A 15,670-nucleotide genomic window follows, 5' to 3' on the forward strand; every position below is an offset into this window, starting at 1 on the left:
TTAGCAGCCAAAATTACATTACAAAATCACATGCCATAAAACCGTATTTCGTTTTTGTATATAACAAGAACTATTCCCAAGGTCAGTTACCTTTGTTAGCAAGCATGAGTATTCTAAGTACTCCCACTTTTGGGTTAACACTTTTAGAAGGAATTAATAATGGAAGTGCTTACGAATAATGAGGTAAACCTTGTATCAGGCGGTTGCGCAGAACATTGCTGGGGCGATTTTAGCGTAGCAGGATTAGCTGCATCAATGGGAGCTGGAGCTCTAGGCGGTGTCCGTGGTGGTGGCTGGGTTGGTGCTGCTATAGGTGCTATTTCTGGTGGGTTAGGATATGCAGGTAGTAAAGTTGGCGACAAGATGTCCGAGCGCACCACATCCACAACTGATGAGTAATTTTAGGGCTAAGGCCCCTTATTAGGAGCCAATATGCTGAAGAATATTAAACAGATTATAAGCTATATCCTTTTTATGGCATGTATTATTGTTATCACCGTAACCACCGTAAAGATTGTAGAAATGATCTGGCCTTTAGAGAATGCTAAAACGCTCTTGGTGATTGTGGTCGTTTTTTTGACCACGTTAATTTGCACCCAAGTAGCAAAAAAGTATGGCTTATTTACCCGTTAGTTTCCGCTTTCGATAAACACTCGGCTCAAGCCCTTGGTCATTCTACTTTGCTATTCATACGTATGGTGACGGGTAACGCTAAAGCGATTTAAAATATGATGCATGACGTAAACGGCACTCAAACTAAGGGCAATGGCTACGGCCACAGAGCTAAAACGGTAAAGCGCGCTGTAAACTAAATCTTGGTTGGGTGTTAGCGAGTTTCCAAACAAAATACCAAACGTGGTTAGCACACCAAACCCAATGCCCGGCATCCCGCCACCTAAAATATGATAGCGGCTAAAAATGAACGCTAAAATCCACAACACAAGCACCGGAAAAAGTAAAAAATCACTGTGATTGTACAAAAACAATTGCGCCAGCAGTGCTAAATTACAACCAATGAGTGTACCAATAGCCCGTTGCCACCCAGCGAGACTTGCCGCTTTCCAGCAAAGCGAAAATAGAATAAGCACCGATGACGCCTGAGCTGATATCGAGTCTTGCAGATCCAACGCTTGAAACACCACAAACGATAAGGTTGCCACACTTGCACATAACAGCACTTCGTGACGAATACTTTCTTTCGCCTTAGGCGGTGGAACACGAGGTATGCGCGGTGCAACATCCGGAAATATGCCATGCATGAGAACCGCAATAACAATTGATAAAAGCGTAGCTGCACCGTTACTCACTATTAACGGGTATACAGTATCTACGCCGGTTACATAGCTTGAAAAGTGTAGCTGTATTGAAAGCCCTACTGCACCTAACGCTCCAAACAAAAAGCCGCCGCCACTGCTCATTTGATAGAACAAGATACAAAAGCATAGAAACACAATAAGGGTCATCACCACTGGAATGTGGGAAAACAGCCCTTGCAATACCAATACAATAAAGGCGCTAAACCCCGCGCTGGCGACGAACTGCTTTATCACTGGCTTGCTAATAACAGGTACTAACCCCAGCAACAACATGGGATAAACCGTAAAGAAAATACCATAAGGCCAGTTCATCAAGTTACTGATGGCAAAGCCAAGGGTACAGCCACCCGCTATACGTAATGCTTGGCGCAGACCGTTGGCATCTAACTGCGGCCCTTGGCTAACTGTTGTCGACATTTAGCCTCCGCTAGTAAATGTAATGCAGCCAACTAATGGCGTTAATTTGCAACGTACCAAACCACTGGCCTAATGTTGATTCAGGTAACAATTGAACTGTGGCACGGGCACCACTTGGCATACCTTCTACTAAGGCTTCGTTGTCTTGCAGGACAATATGAACCCGTTGACGCTGAGCATCTCGCACCCATCGATTACTTGTTTCGGTAACGCTTAACGTACCATTTGCACTTAACTGGCCATCGCTAACCCCGGCCTCAAACGAATCAATATGCGCATCAAATACTTCACCAGGTAAGCTATCGAACACCACTTTAGCAACACTGCTTTCGGCCATGTGCGTTAACGACTTTTCTCTAAAATCGGCTACCAAATCGGTCTCGCTGGTAACTATAGCAAGTAGCGGATTACCCTTTACTGCATAGGCCCCTTCACGTAGCTGCATGTTAGACACAACACCATCATTTCGCGCACGCACTTGGGTATATGATAAATTTAGTTTGGCTTCGGCAAGCTGGTTTGCGGCATGGCGAACAGTGAGGTTATTTTCACCCGAATCACCTCTTGCCAATAAGGCTTCAGATAACTGCGCTTCAAGGGCCGATTTATTGGCAACACTCGCTTCATAGTTAGCCCGCATAGCCTCAAGTTCTTGCTCTGAAATCGCGCGTTGCTTATATAACGCGGTGCTGCGTTGTTGAAGTAACTTTTGCTCGTGCAGCTTGGCACTAGCAGCCTTAATTTGAGCCTCTAGCGATTTAATATTGGTATCAAGTCGTTTGTTTTGTAATTTGGCATCATCTAACGCTAACTTTGCTTGCGTTAGCGCTATGTCGTAAGGCCCTCTATCAATTTGAAATAGCACGTCGCCAGCTTTTACCGTTTGATTGTTGCTAACAAAAACCTGTGTGACTTCGCCACTTAATTGAGGCGCTACTTGTACAACAGGATGATAAATTCGCGCTTGGGGCGTAACTGGCATAAAGGTGTCAGCAATGAGGTAGTAAATAAATATCAACACAAAGCCGACTAAGGATAACCTTACGTAGCGAGAAAATTTCTGATCAGGCGTCATTATTCATCTTCCTCTGTGTTACTTTTAGCTCGTTTCTCCTGTTGAGAAATGCAGGCTGAGGCATTTTGCTCTATTTGCAACAACGCGCGCGCCATTGCATCGAGCTGTTCATGGGTGAGTCCCGCATAAAACTGCTGTTTTACATCCGCTATTTTTTCATTTAGCGAATTCAAAACAACACGGCCTTCCTTGGTGAAATATAATTTTTTACTGCGCTTATCGTTGTCGTCAACTTGGCGGCTAATCAGCGACTGCTCTTCAAGCTGCTTTAATGTGCGGGTTAGCGAAGGCATTTCTATGCCCAAGCTTTGCGCTAGCGCTAATTGGGTAACCCCTTCTCCAATTAAATTGATGTGCATTAACGCAAGCCACCTTGATTGCGTTAACCCCAAGGGCTCAACAGTCAAAGTAACGGCCTCTCTGCACAACCGGTGTACTCGGCCCATATTTCCAATAAGCGTAAAATCTAACGTTTCGTGAAACGGCTTTTGTGCAGACATGCACACCCCAACTTACTTAGCATGCTAACTATAATAGCACTAGTTAGCATGCTAAGTAAATAAGGCGGAGTGATTTAGCCCTTCTATCAATAGATTTATCTGTCCAATTTATGATCGTTATAAAAGCCTAAACCTTACTCATCCTAGGTTCGCCTTATTTTGCAAGGTTGGAAACGGTAAGGATGGTAAGGGACGCATGACAATAGATAATGATAATTTTCTGCAGATACGCGGAGCACGGGTTCACAATTTGAAAGGCGTGGATGTTGATATCCCCCGAAATAAGATTGTGGCTTTTACGGGTATTTCTGGTTCGGGTAAGTCCTCACTTGCGTTTGGCACCCTATACGCTGAAGCGCAGCATCGTTATCTAGATTCGGTTTCACCTTATGCTAGAAGGTTAATCGAGCAAATTGAAACGCCCGATGTAGATAGTATTGAAGGCTTGCCACCCGCGGTTGGGTTACATCAGAACCGAGGCGCCCCCTCTATTCGTTCATCGGTAGGCAGTATCACCACTATTTCAAATAGCCTTCGTATGCTGTATTCCCGAGCAGGTGATTACCCTGCTGGTCAAAAGATTATTTATGCCGATGGGTTCTCGCCAAATACCGTTGAAGGTGCCTGCGGGCAATGCCATGGTATTGGTACTGTGTTCGATGTTACCGAAGATAAACTTGTTCCCGACCCCACCCTTACCATTCGTGAAGGCGCTATTGCCGCGTGGCCAGGAGCGTGGCAGGGTAAAAATCTAGTTAGGGTATTGCTGTCGTTAGACATTGATGTAGATATACCCTGGCAGGCGTTACCCGAATCTACCCGAGACTGGATTTTATACACAGACGATACCCCGCAAGTGCCTGTTTACAGAAACTACAATTTAGCGCAAACCCAAGCGGCGAAGGAAGAAGGCGAACCTGCCAGTTATAATGGTAAGTTTATTGGCGCTAAACATTATGTACTTGAAACCTTTAAAACCTCTCAAAAAGAAAAGATTAAGCAAAAAGTCGCCCAATATCTTGCCGTTTCAACCTGCCCACAATGTCATGGAAAGAAGCTAAAACAAGCTTCACTTTCGGTGACGCTTTGTGGCTTAGACATCACCGCCTTCTCTCGGCTTTCTTTAAGCGACGTGGTGGAACATTTACAAACACTTCTTGAAACCGCCGAAGCGCAAAATAACGAACGGGCGCTAGTTATCCGCAATATTGGCAAAGACATAGTAGCGCGTATTAAACCTATTATTGCCCTTGGGTTGGGGTATCTTTCTCTAGAGCGAAGCACCACGACTATTTCAGCAGGTGAACTACAACGGTTGCGGCTAGCCACCCAAATAAAATCAAAATTGTTTGGTGTGGTATATATCATGGATGAGCCTTCGTCTGGCCTTCATCCTAATGATGTAAATGCGTTACTAGAGGCATTTGATGCACTGGTAGAGGCGGGAAATAGCGTATTTCTGGTTGAACATAACCCGCGAGTCATTAAACACGCCGACTGGGTTGTTGATATAGGCCCCAATGCCGGCACAAATGGCGGGGAATTAGTTTTTAGTGGGCCAGTAGGTACGTTACAGCAAGCATCTAATTCAATAACCTCGCAGTATCTATTCGATAACGCACTAGCCCTTAGGCACCACAACCGCAAGCCCACTGGCTGGCTTTCATTAAAAGCCATTACCAAAAATAATCTTGAAAATATGGACTGCGCATTTCCTCTGGGGACTATTACCACAGTAACGGGCGTATCGGGGTCAGGTAAATCGAGCTTGGTCAGCCATGCATTGGTAACGCTGGTGAAAGCGTCACTTGATGCGAGTAAAGCATCAGATAAAAACTCAACGGTTAAAAACGCGCCCACTGAAAAAAAAACGACGGATATTACCGAAGCTACTTTGTTAGAAAGCAACGACGAGCAGCCCGTAAATGGCTATATTGATAATGCTAATAAAAATGATGTAGAAAAAATAAAACGTTTAGTAGTAGTAAACCAATCACCAATTGGCAGAACGCCCCGTTCGAATTTAGCGACTTACACAGGCCTATTCGACCATGTGCGCAAACTATTTGCCGCCACACCATTAGCAAAAAAACGACGTTACGATGCAGGTCGATTTTCGTTTAATACTACCAAAGGAAGGTGCGCCAACTGCGAGGGTGTAGGCTTTGTATCGGTGGAGTTACTATTTATGCCATCAGTGTATTCCCCCTGCCCCGTGTGCGACACAAAACGCTACAATCAAGACACCTTAGACGTTACTTGGAACGAATTATCGATAGCCGATGTACTGTCGCTAAGTGTGGCCGAGGCACATAACATATTCGCCAATGAAGCTCCTGTTTTTCGTGCACTAGATGCGCTGGTAAAAGTCGGCTTAGGCTATTTGCGATTAGGCCAACCCGCCACCGAACTTTCAGGAGGAGAAGCGCAGCGAATAAAGCTAGCTACCGAGCTAAAACGCGCCGAAAAGAAACACACGCTCTATGTACTAGACGAACCCACAACTGGGCTTCACCCCGCTGATATCGCACTACTCATGAAGCATCTAAATACGTTAGTGGATGAAGGCAGCAGCGTGGTAATGGTAGAGCACAATATGCAGGTTGCTTCGGCCAGTGATTACTTAATAGATATCGGCCCTGGTGCCGGTGATGCAGGTGGAAAAATAGTCGCTAGCGGTACACCAAAAGATGTTGCTAGTTGTGCAGAAAGTAAAACAGCCCCGTTTATCACCCCAGTTTAGCATTGCTAGATGCGATACTGGTGCGTGTTAATTGTAAGTACAAATGAGCTAGCAGTTTTTTTTATAATCTGACTTGTCCTGCGCTCTGTATAAACATTATCAACGAGCAAAGTGAACTGCATTACATGAGCACAACGCAATCTACTCAGGCAGAGTCTGCTTTGGGATTAACGCTAAAAAACTGGTGGAGTATTGTTAAACGAACCTTTACCAATATCCAAAGCCATAACATTCCACTTATTGCCGCAGGCGTTGCGTTCTACTGCTTGCTGGCAATATTCCCACTTCTTGGTGCAACCATTTCTTTATATGGCTTAATGGTGTCGCCGGAAGAATTACAAAACCACATGGCCTTATTGGTTAACGTAGTACCTAGCGATAGTAGCTATATTATTGAAGAACAGCTTAAAAATCTTACCCAAAAATCGAATTCAGCACTGGGTTGGGGCTTCTTTCTTACGCTCTTTTTATCATTGTGGAGTAGTAGCAAAGGTGCCAACGCACTTATTACTGCATGTAACATTACCTACATCGAAGATAATGGCAGAGGCTTTTTTAAAGGCTTGCTTGCCCGCATAACCGGCACCATCAGTATGATAGCTACCGTTATTGTTGCGCTAGTTTGCATTACGGTACTGCCGGAAATGATAAGTTGGGTGTCTGGCGGCTTAATAAGCTTTAAGCAAGCTTCATGGATAACCTGGCCTGTGTTGCTATTGCTCTTTAACATCGGACTATCGGCACTATACCGTTACGCACCGCATAGGCGTTCAGCGCAGTGGCGATGGGTTACACCAGGATCTTTATTCGCTACCTTATTGTGGATTGCCGCATCTTATGGGTTTTCTATTTATTTGAATGAATTCGCCAGCTACAACAAAACCTACGGTTCGGTAGGTGGCATTATTATTCTACTTATGTGGCTGTACTTAAGCGCCTATATCATACTTATTGGCGCGGAAGTAAACTCGTCCATTGAGCTTCAAACCTCGGCAGACAGCACCGTAGGCGAAGACAAACCTATGGGTGAACGAGATGCCGTGGTGGCAGATAACACGCCGGAGGATTTGAGGGGAAGTTGAAGCAACTAATGAATTTTAAGTTTGGATTAGTTTGTCAGGTTCCTAGCTTCAAACTTTGGGCATGGGTAGAGGATGCAGCACTATTCAATAGGGACTTTCATTGATTGCCTTCTCTCATCCCAGAGGGAGCTAAATCTGTGTAAATAGTCTTTTCTTTCCGATGCGCACTTTACGAACACAGTCATATCTCCGCTATTGTTCATACAGTCCGGTGATTCTTTGTAAAAATTATCCCAGGCTTCTCGTTTTGCACCTTTGAAATTGTGATAGCTGCTTACTGAGAAATTGCGGGTTGAAGGATATTTGCGAACACTCGATTGTTGAGACCTACTTGTGTTTCTGCGTACATTCAAATTTTTCTGCGTGTAAACCTGTGTTTTAACGCTACTATCGCGACTATTTACACTTCCTAAACAAGCCAAAAACGTAGATTTAGCGTCGCGATGTTTTGAACGTCGATATTCCGTCACTTCATGCCTTAAGAGCCCATTCCAATGATCTACAGCCGCTTTCTCCTCAACGCATGTTTCGACTGCGAATGCGCTAAAAGAAAAGGTGATTATTATTAAAAATAAAGAAAAATACTTAAGGCAATCCATGCTTATAATTCCTTGTTCTACTACTTAGGCAAGTTTGCGGTGAAGTAACACTGCACCGAAAAAACGGTATCATCTATGACGATATTCATCATTATAGTAAAAGCCTACATTCGATTATGTCCAGCAATAAGAATAAATATTTTACTACTACTTGTTTGTTTTAAAAGACTTATTAGAGAATACATACCAAGAGCCATGTACAGAATGTGCCAACTAATAGCTTTTGCGCAAACGCATCTTTTATTGCTGTATCATAACCTCAAATACATCAAGGCTATGCGCAGCTAAATGACCACAGACTACTCTTCACAATTACAAAACCTGTTTGGATTTCCCTCGTTTCGCTCCGGCCAGCAAGAGGTTGTAGATGGTCTGTTAAATCAGCGCTCATCGCTTGCCATATTTCCTACCGGTTCTGGGAAGTCGTTGTGTTATCAGTTTGTGGCAACCCAACTGCCCCACTTAACCTTGGTGGTATCCCCGTTATTAGCCTTAATGAAAGATCAGCTCGCTTTTCTACATAGCAAAGGCATTGCTGCCGCGAGCATCGATTCAACACTAACTGCTGAGCAAAATAAGCAAGTCATGAACGATGTTCGCTCTGGTGAGTGTAAAATTTTAATGGTGTCGGTAGAACGTTTTAAGAACGAACGTTTCAGGCAGTTTATAGAGTCTGTTGCGGTTTCAATGTTGGTTATCGACGAAGCGCATTGTATCTCTGAGTGGGGGCACAACTTTCGCCCTGATTATTTGAAACTGCCAGCCTATCAACAAGAATTAAATATCCCTTTAGTGCTGCTGCTAACCGCAACGGCCACTAAAAAAGTGAAACTCGATATGGCACGCCGGTTTGATATTGCGCCCGAGAATATTGTCCAAACCGGTTTCTACCGCCCAAACCTTAATTTGAATGTGCTGCCGGTGGTAGAAGCAAATAAAAACCAAGCGCTATTAGATGAACTTAAGCGCCAGAAAGGCGCAGGCATTGTATATGTAACACTGCAACAAACCGCTGAACAAGTGGCCCGCTATTTACAACAAAACGGCTGTGCAGCAAGTGCATATCACGCGGGGCTAGACAGTGATGTGCGCCAGAACATTCAACAAGATTTCATGGCGAACAAGCTACAAGTGGTAGTGGCCACCATTGCGTTTGGCATGGGCATTGATAAATCTGACATTCGTTTTGTTGTGCATTACGATTTACCTAAGTCTATAGAGAACTACAGCCAAGAAATTGGCCGTGGTGGGCGCGACGGACAAAACGCGAATTGTACTGTATTGGCTAATCTTGATGGTCTGGTGACTATTGAAAATTTTGTTTATGGCGATACGCCAGACAAATCCGCTATTGAGCGGGTAATTAAGGACATTGCCAGTCAAGCGCCAGAGCAAGGCTCTGGCGCTTCAAGCAGTACTGCAAACAGTGCATCGGACAAAGGTATGTATCAATGGGAAACACAAATTAATAGCTTATCGACGTTAAGTAATATTCGTCAGCTACCCCTTAAAACGCTGTTAGTACAGTTGGAACTAGCCAAAGTTATCCGTCCGTTATACGCCTATTTTGCTGAATTCAAATACCGCTTTAATACCGAAAAAGCCGATATTCTCAACTTATTTGGTAAAGAACGAAGCGATTTCCTAAACGCCGTTTTCACCCATACCGATATGAAAAAAGTATGGGGCGTAGTGAATTTCGACAGTATTTTTGAGCATTACGGTGCCGAGCGTTCAAGAGTGGTGACGGCGTTAGAATATTTACACGAACATAATCATATCGAACTCGCCTCGCGTTTAATCACCGATGTGTACGAGGTGAATCAACAAGCACTGTTAGCAGATGATCTATCAGAAAGCTTGGCCGAAAGCCTAGCCCGGTATTTTGCTGAAAATGAGCTTAAAGAAGTAAAACGTATTGCTGCTCTGGTACGGTTCTTCGAGCTTAATAGCTGTTTAAACTATAACTTATCGGCCTATTTTGATGACCAACAGGCGCCAAAAGAATGCGGCCATTGCAGTGTGTGCAATGGTAAAGTGGCCAAACTAGACTACTCAACACCTATTCCCTTACCAAATAAAACCCAAGTAGCCGAGTCGATGGCAGCGCTTAATGCTCACCTTAAAGGTAAGTTTAACGAAACCATTACTGAATCTATCTATTGCCGTTTTTTAACCGCGATGACTATGCCTTTATTTACTCGTTTAAAAGTAAGGCAAGTTCCAGGGTTTGGAAGTTGTGAGTTTTGCAGGTATGGGGATGTGAAAGCCGTAGTTACTGAAATTTTAGATGAGGGCACAAGGCTTTAATACCTGTTACCATATGCAATAAATAAGCGCAGTAAATAAGTGCTGTAAAAAGGCAGTGCAAGAAATTTTATACTTGTACAAAAACGCCAAATGAATATTAAGATAAAAATAAAACTAGCGTTAAGCATTACATAACGCACTTGGCATAATACTCAGGATTACCATGGCCCTTAAAGCAACCATTTTTAAAGCGGACATATCAATAACTGATATGGACCGTAATTACTACAATGAGCACAATCTCACTATTGCTCGTCACCCTTCTGAAAATGATGCACGCATGATGCTTCGCATCGTGGCCTTTATTGTAAATGCTCACGAACAATTACAGTTTACAAAAGGCCTATCTGATGATGAAGTGCCAGACATTTGGCAAAAGGACTTCAGCGACGTAATAGAACTGTGGATTGAGTTGGGGCAACCATCTGAACAACGTATTAAAAAAGGCTGCAATCAAAGCCAGCAGATGATGATTTATGCTTACGCAGATAACAGCTTCGATGCTTGGTGGAAGAAAGAACAGAACAGCTTGCGTACCAGAAAGAACTTATCGGTGTTTACCTTGCCTGAGAGCTTATCTACCACTCTGGCTAATGCCGTAGACCGTTCGATGCAAATGCAAGTAACGGTGCAAGATGGTCAAATCTGGCTAACTATCGAAAGCGCGGGCAATAGCGAATGTATAGAAGTGGAAATTGAAAAGCATTTATAACAATAAGGTGAGTTAACTCACCTTTCATCTAAATTATGTTTGAATGTAAGTACTAGTTTCTTAAATATCTCTTTTTCTTCATCGCTAACATCTTTAAGCATGTCAAAAAAAACGCGCTCTTCTATTTCTACGAATATCTCAAGTGCGCGTTTTCCACTTTCCGTTAGCGATAGAATTTGGCTACGTTTATCTTCTTCACTTTGTACTTTACGCACTAAGTCGTTTTCCACCAATTCCTTAATTAATCTATTTATCTGAGCCTTATCTCTACCCAAAAAGTCTGTCAGCTTTTGCCCTGTACAAGCATCTATTTGACTAATGATTTTTAACGACTTCAACTGCATTGGCGCCAATGCTAAAGGGGTATTTTTTATCTCAGATAAGATCGTATTACGAATAGTATTGAGAAGATTGAACAAGGCATCATTGAATTTCATAGTACGAACAGAACCCATTTAGTTGACATTGTCAACTTTTTTCATTAAGGTTGACATTGTCAACTAATAGAGTGAGCGTGGTCATCATGAACCATATAAAGAAAATCTTAATTCTGCTGCCGGTAGCTATGCTACTGATTGGATTACTAACAGCCATAATGACATCTGTGAGTATTCTACCAGAACAAGCATTCATTCCAACGTGGTTAAGTGCGTTTACGTTCGCATTCTTAATAATGCTCCCCTTCGGCGGCGTAACTTTTTATTTCGTTAACAAACTCGTTCAGCGTATTTTTTCCTCTCTTTCAGTGTTGCAGCGCAATGTAATTCACGGTTTGACCATGGCCTTTATTATGGAGTCGGTTCTAGCGCTGATCACAACGTTTAATAACCAAGGCTTTCCGTCGCTTGAGCTATTTGTAAAAGAGGCATCGCTAAGCTTACTTGCCGCTTTACCTATTGGCATAGCAATGGCGTGTTTGATGAGTTTGGTAATTAAGCCAAGATTAGAAGCGCATTTTTCCTCGGCTACTTAAAAGCACTCCACTTTGATAAGCACAGCTTATCTCCCATGTTAGATAGCATGCCCTTTGAAGCGCTGTTCTCACAAGTATCATCTGTTCCATTACTGTCAGCGCTTTCAACGTTAGCAATATTATCACCTTGTAAAGAATCTCGTTTTTTCGCGTAGTCAAAACTGCCTGCAAGCTTATCTTTTATTGCTATTAAATATGAAACCGCCCCACTTTTTTTCGTATTCACGCCACTAGCTCCTTGTCATTTAGTGTAGCTAGTGTCGCGATTAGCTCTTTACTAAACCAACGATTAAATCTAACTTATAAAATAAGCTGAACTTATATGATGGAAAATAATGGATAAGCGATTACGATGGCTAAATAACCTGCTTTGTTTTGAAGTAGCCGCAAGACATGAGAGTTATAGCAAGGCAGCAGAAGAGTTATATATTTCACAAGCGGCAGTTAGCCAACAGATGAGACAACTAGAAACCAATCTAGGCGTAAGCTTATTTCGTAGGCAATCACGAAAGATGATTTTAACTGGCCCTGGCAGAACACTTTATGCATCGTGTGAAAAAGGATTTAGCGAAATCGTTAATGGTATGAACCAAATACACGAAGAGCCTTTAGAGGGAAGCTTAACAGTTACATCTACTCAAGCTTTTTGTTCATTGTGGCTTATGCCTAATTTATTCGAGTTTTTTAATGAGTTCCCCAATATTAATATCAATATTCAAGCATCTAATCGCATTGAAAGTTTACATAAAGGCGATATCGACGTAGCCATTCGTTTTTATACCTCAACCACCGCATCTCAGGATGACGGCCTTATTACGCGAAAATTTGGTGAAAATGGCGTCGTACCTGCTTGTTCGCCTGCCTTTCAAACTCAAAAGCAACTGCATTCTGTTGAAGATATGCTAGGCACGCGCCTGCTAGCACTTGCTGGAGAAGAGAAAGCAAGTTGGGAGTCATACTTCGAACACAATAAAATAAATCTATCGAATAAAGTGTTGAGAAAAACAGTGGTGTCTTCTAGCGATCTGGCCCTTAGCGCAGCGCTGGCAGGTCAAGGCGTCATGTTAGCCTCTGATGTTATGATAGGTCAGTATTTAAAATCGGGGCAATTGGTGGTGCCCGTTGATATTCCACATCCTGTACGCTGGAAATCTCACTTTGTTTATCTTAAAAACTCGCCGAAGCAGCAACGTATCGCACATTTTTGCGAATGGCTTAGAAAGAAAATGGCAAACCACGAAGCACTTCAACTGCAATAATAGGGTTAAAAGCGCATTAGCCGGCGCTGAAGATTTTCGTTCTCTTCTGTCAGTTTTTCTTTTTGTTTCAGCAACTCGACAATCATCGCGACCGCTATCCAATCCAATTCTAATTGGGAATATAGTGTTATAGCTTTTTTCACCCACCGTACACTATTGGTATCGAATACCCAGTTACGCGTATTGTCGCCTGAAACGGGCTCAGCAATACCATAATCGATAACTTCAATAATCATGTCTTTGCTTAGCTGTTCAATGTGGCAAAGTTCTTCAAAGGAAATAATGAGCAAGGTTTCAGACATCTTTTTGACTCCATTTTGAACGAGGATCATCGTGCGCTAATTGCGCTAGTTGTTGCCACAAAGCCTTGTCTTCGTCGGTCGTTTTATCTGGAGTAACGATTTTTAAAACAGCAATCATATCACCAAGGCCAGTTTTCATTTTAAGCCCTTTACCCTTAACTCGTAATTTATGACCCGTTTGACTATTTGGCTTTATATTCAGGTTAATCTTTCCTGCCAAGGTAGGTACTTCAACTTTACATCCAAGTACGGCTTCCCAAGGCAATATAGGCACTGTGAGTACGAGATTGTGCCCTTCTACATCAAACAGTGGATGAGGCACTAGGCGAATGTGCAAATAAAGATCGCCGCTTCTCCCCTTCCCCAGCCCTTTGCCGCCTTGGCCTTTTAGCCTGATCCGCTCTCCGTCAACCACGCCGCTAGGTATTTTAACTTTTAGGGTTTTATTGACGTGTTTAACGTTTCCATCTTCTAATGATGGCATCGAAAATTGAATCGTTTTTGGCGCTTCTGAAAAAAGGTCCTCAAGAAATACGGGAACTTCAATTTCGGCGTCTTGACCCTGACTATTAAATCCTGAAAAATCGTCTGGCTGATGGCTACGCTGCCTTTGGTCGAAGCCTCCACCACCAAATACTGAATTAAAAAAGTCGGAAAAGTCACCACCGGAGTGAGCGCTATTAGAATCATTACTACTTTGCCAGCCAGGAGGGGGTTGAAAATTGTCGTGCGAAGCAGTGCCATATTTTTTCAATTCATCGTATTCAGCTCTGCGTTGTGGATCTTTAAGCACCTCATAAGCTTCGACTAATTCTTTGAATTCATCATCAGAATTCTTTTCAGGTTGCATATCTGGGTGCAGCTTTAACGCAAGCTTTCGATATGCTTTTTTTATTGCTTTTAAATCAGCATCTTCTTCGACACCAAGAACCTGATAATAATCTTTAAATTCCATGCAATGGTGCTCAGCGTAATGACTATAGAATTAATAATATAGCGGATGCCGACAATGCATCGTTTGATACTGATCAAATATCATTGCGACTGCAAATTAAACGTACTTTTTAGCATAAGAAGGTCAGATTAAGCTCAACAATAGCGCTTACGCATCGAAAGTCTGCGTAATAACTTACCTGAAATGGGGCGCCAATCAATAATGCTGTACGCCCCAGCTATACTTTGTTTGGTTATAAATCTTGATGAGGACCGAAAATTTCGTAATGTATATGCTCGTTTTCAACTCCTAACTCTAACAACTGCTTTTTCACAAATGCCATAAATCCTGCAGGCCCACATAAATAGAAATCGCCATTTTTAATCGGTAACTGTGCTTGTACTGCGGTTAAATCCATTTGCCCTGTAAAATCTACACCGCCACTACTTTGATTAAACCACGTCATAGTTTGCAAACGGCTATACACTGCACTTAATTCATTTAAATAATTTGAAAATGAGTGCTGCTTTGTATTCTCGCATGCATGTAAATAAACAATGTCTTGGTTGGTATTATCGCTTAATAATGTTTCGAGCATCGCTACCATTGGCGTTTGCCCAACACCTGCTGAAATAAGCACCACAGGGTTAGCACTAGTGCGTAAAAAGAAATCTCCCGCAGGCGGGTAGAGTTCAACTATGTCACCTTGAGCTAGTGAGTGTAGATGATTTGACACCATGCCAGGCTTTGGCATTAGCTCTTTCTTAACGCTAATGCGGTAGTTTTCACCATTGGTTTTTTGTGAAATTGAATACTGACGAATTTCTTCGTATTCAGCGCTCTCAGGCTGAACTTTAATACCCAAATATTGACCTGATTTATGAGCAACAACTGCTTTGCCATCTACGGGCGTAAGTGTAAAACTTGTTACAAATTCAGATTCGAGCTGCTTATTAGTTATTTCAAATTGACGCGTACCTGCCCAGCCACCAATAGTGTTTTTACTATGCTCATACAATGCAGCTTCTTCGGTTATGCATATTTCAGCAAGCAGAGCATAAGCTTCACGCCATGCGTATTCTACGTCTGGGGTAAACTGCTCAGGAATTAGCTCTTTAAGAGTGCCAATTAGATGTGCGCCTACAATCGGATAGTGCTCAGGTAAAATATTTAAACTGGTGTGTTTATGATTAATGCGTGCTAATGCCTCTTTTAATACCGATAAATTATCAATATTTTGAGCGTATGCGGCTAATGCGTTAAACAGCGCGAATTGTTGGCGTCCACTCTCTTGATTCGTCATATTAAAAATATTCCTGAGCTCAGGATGCTGGCTAAACATACGCTTATAGAAATGATCGGTAACCACCGTACCTGCTTGCGCTAATAATGGAACGGTACTTTTAACAATCTCAATAGTTTTATCAGATAACATAATGTATTCCTGT

At 42.6% G+C, this 15,670-nt stretch carries 15 protein-coding genes; 7 read left to right on the forward strand and 8 right to left on the reverse strand.

Annotation, left to right across the window (positions count from 1 at the left end):
- Positions 1-159: 159 nt before the first annotated feature.
- Positions 160-399: a hypothetical protein gene (locus AV939_RS14635; protein WP_057790178.1), complete on the forward strand. Its 240-nt coding sequence runs from the start codon at positions 160-162 to the stop codon at positions 397-399.
- A gap of 284 nt (positions 400-683) precedes the next feature.
- Here the strand turns inward: AV939_RS14635 and AV939_RS14645 are convergent, their stop codons facing one another.
- Genes AV939_RS14645 through AV939_RS14655 form a run of 3 tightly spaced genes read right to left on the reverse strand, consistent with a single transcriptional unit; the run spans position 684 to position 3,308 of the window.
- Positions 684-1,733, reverse strand: a complete 1,050-nt coding sequence (locus tag AV939_RS14645; protein ID WP_057790174.1) for a DUF2955 domain-containing protein — start codon at positions 1,731-1,733, stop codon at positions 684-686.
- 10 nt (positions 1,734-1,743) lie between these two features.
- Complete coding sequence (locus tag AV939_RS14650; RefSeq protein ID WP_057790172.1) at positions 1,744-2,808, reverse strand: HlyD family secretion protein; 1,065 nt, start codon at positions 2,806-2,808, stop codon at positions 1,744-1,746.
- Positions 2,808-3,308: a MarR family transcriptional regulator gene (locus tag AV939_RS14655; RefSeq protein WP_057790170.1), complete on the reverse strand. Its 501-nt coding sequence runs from the start codon at positions 3,306-3,308 to the stop codon at positions 2,808-2,810. Before AV939_RS14655 ends, AV939_RS14650 begins: the two co-directional genes overlap by 1 nt.
- A 196-nt stretch (positions 3,309-3,504) precedes the next feature.
- Between AV939_RS14655 and AV939_RS14660 the strand changes: the two genes are divergently transcribed.
- The 4 genes from AV939_RS14660 to AV939_RS14680 all read left to right on the forward strand — a co-directional run bounded on the left by AV939_RS14660 (position 3,505) and on the right by AV939_RS14680 (position 10,754).
- Positions 3,505-6,051: an excinuclease ABC subunit UvrA gene (locus tag AV939_RS14660; protein ID WP_138118258.1), complete on the forward strand. Its 2,547-nt coding sequence runs from the start codon at positions 3,505-3,507 to the stop codon at positions 6,049-6,051.
- 125 nt (positions 6,052-6,176) lie between these two features.
- The gene (locus AV939_RS14665; protein ID WP_057790168.1) at positions 6,177-7,133 is read left to right on the forward strand and encodes a YihY/virulence factor BrkB family protein; all 957 of its coding nucleotides are present in this window, start codon (positions 6,177-6,179) and stop codon (positions 7,131-7,133) included.
- An 887-nt stretch (positions 7,134-8,020) separates the two neighbouring features.
- Positions 8,021-10,042, forward strand: coding sequence for a RecQ family ATP-dependent DNA helicase (locus AV939_RS14675; RefSeq protein ID WP_057790164.1), 2,022 nt, complete (start codon positions 8,021-8,023; stop codon positions 10,040-10,042).
- 163 nt (positions 10,043-10,205) lie between these two features.
- Positions 10,206-10,754 (forward strand): YaeQ family protein, encoded by a 549-nt coding sequence (locus tag AV939_RS14680; protein ID WP_057790162.1) that lies wholly within the window; start codon positions 10,206-10,208, stop codon positions 10,752-10,754.
- Positions 10,755-10,771: 17 nt separating this feature from the next.
- Here the strand turns inward: AV939_RS14680 and AV939_RS14685 are convergent, their stop codons facing one another.
- Positions 10,772-11,191 (reverse strand): MarR family transcriptional regulator, encoded by a 420-nt coding sequence (locus tag AV939_RS14685; RefSeq protein WP_063457271.1) that lies wholly within the window; start codon positions 11,189-11,191, stop codon positions 10,772-10,774.
- Positions 11,192-11,277: 86 nt separating this feature from the next.
- Here AV939_RS14685 and AV939_RS14690 point away from each other — a divergent pair, with 86 nt between their 5' ends.
- Positions 11,278-11,727, forward strand: a complete 450-nt coding sequence (locus AV939_RS14690) for a DUF2798 domain-containing protein (RefSeq protein WP_057790158.1) — start codon at positions 11,278-11,280, stop codon at positions 11,725-11,727.
- Here the strand turns inward: AV939_RS14690 and AV939_RS14695 are convergent.
- Positions 11,720-11,953, reverse strand: a complete 234-nt coding sequence (locus tag AV939_RS14695) for a hypothetical protein (RefSeq protein WP_057790155.1) — start codon at positions 11,951-11,953, stop codon at positions 11,720-11,722. The genes AV939_RS14690 and AV939_RS14695 overlap by 8 nt on opposite strands.
- Positions 11,954-12,062: 109 nt before the next feature.
- On the opposite strand from AV939_RS14695, the gene AV939_RS14700 reads away from it, so the two are divergent.
- The gene (locus AV939_RS14700; protein WP_057790153.1) at positions 12,063-12,986 is read left to right on the forward strand and encodes a LysR substrate-binding domain-containing protein; all 924 of its coding nucleotides are present in this window, start codon (positions 12,063-12,065) and stop codon (positions 12,984-12,986) included.
- A gap of 5 nt (positions 12,987-12,991) precedes the next feature.
- Here AV939_RS14700 and AV939_RS14705 read toward each other — a convergent pair whose 3' ends face one another.
- The 3 genes from AV939_RS14705 to hmpA all read right to left on the reverse strand — a co-directional run bounded on the left by AV939_RS14705 (position 12,992) and on the right by hmpA (position 15,657).
- Positions 12,992-13,288: a chaperone modulator CbpM gene (locus AV939_RS14705; protein WP_057790151.1), complete on the reverse strand. Its 297-nt coding sequence runs from the start codon at positions 13,286-13,288 to the stop codon at positions 12,992-12,994.
- Positions 13,281-14,243: a DnaJ C-terminal domain-containing protein gene (locus AV939_RS14710; RefSeq protein WP_057790149.1), complete on the reverse strand. Its 963-nt coding sequence runs from the start codon at positions 14,241-14,243 to the stop codon at positions 13,281-13,283. Before AV939_RS14710 ends, AV939_RS14705 begins: the two co-directional genes overlap by 8 nt.
- 232 nt (positions 14,244-14,475) lie before the next feature.
- Positions 14,476-15,657: an NO-inducible flavohemoprotein gene (gene hmpA / locus AV939_RS14715; RefSeq protein WP_057790147.1), complete on the reverse strand. Its 1,182-nt coding sequence runs from the start codon at positions 15,655-15,657 to the stop codon at positions 14,476-14,478.
- Positions 15,658-15,670: the final 13 nt, after the last annotated feature.

Origin of the sequence: Alteromonas sp. Mac1 (genome assembly GCF_001562125.1) — a bacterium.
GTDB classification, from domain to species: domain Bacteria; phylum Pseudomonadota; class Gammaproteobacteria; order Enterobacterales; family Alteromonadaceae; genus Alteromonas; species Alteromonas stellipolaris.

Coding starts and splice junctions, on each gene's coding strand:
- AV939_RS14660 (WP_138118258.1), top strand. CDS start 3,505: ATGACAATAGATAATGATAATTTTCTGCAGATACGCGGAGCACGGGTT.
- AV939_RS14685 (WP_063457271.1), bottom strand. CDS start 11,191: ATGAAATTCAATGATGCCTTGTTCAATCTTCTCAATACTATTCGTAAT.
- AV939_RS14665 (WP_057790168.1), top strand. CDS start 6,177: ATGAGCACAACGCAATCTACTCAGGCAGAGTCTGCTTTGGGATTAACG.
- AV939_RS14650 (WP_057790172.1), bottom strand. CDS start 2,808: ATGACGCCTGATCAGAAATTTTCTCGCTACGTAAGGTTATCCTTAGTC.
- AV939_RS14645 (WP_057790174.1), bottom strand. CDS start 1,733: ATGTCGACAACAGTTAGCCAAGGGCCGCAGTTAGATGCCAACGGTCTG.
- AV939_RS14705 (WP_057790151.1), bottom strand. CDS start 13,288: ATGTCTGAAACCTTGCTCATTATTTCCTTTGAAGAACTTTGCCACATT.
- AV939_RS14710 (WP_057790149.1), bottom strand. CDS start 14,243: ATGGAATTTAAAGATTATTATCAGGTTCTTGGTGTCGAAGAAGATGCT.
- AV939_RS14700 (WP_057790153.1), top strand. CDS start 12,063: ATGGATAAGCGATTACGATGGCTAAATAACCTGCTTTGTTTTGAAGTA.
- AV939_RS14690 (WP_057790158.1), top strand. CDS start 11,278: ATGAACCATATAAAGAAAATCTTAATTCTGCTGCCGGTAGCTATGCTA.
- hmpA (WP_057790147.1), bottom strand. CDS start 15,657: ATGTTATCTGATAAAACTATTGAGATTGTTAAAAGTACCGTTCCATTA.
- AV939_RS14675 (WP_057790164.1), top strand. CDS start 8,021: ATGACCACAGACTACTCTTCACAATTACAAAACCTGTTTGGATTTCCC.
- AV939_RS14635 (WP_057790178.1), top strand. CDS start 160: ATGGAAGTGCTTACGAATAATGAGGTAAACCTTGTATCAGGCGGTTGC.
- AV939_RS14680 (WP_057790162.1), top strand. CDS start 10,206: ATGGCCCTTAAAGCAACCATTTTTAAAGCGGACATATCAATAACTGAT.
- AV939_RS14655 (WP_057790170.1), bottom strand. CDS start 3,308: ATGTCTGCACAAAAGCCGTTTCACGAAACGTTAGATTTTACGCTTATT.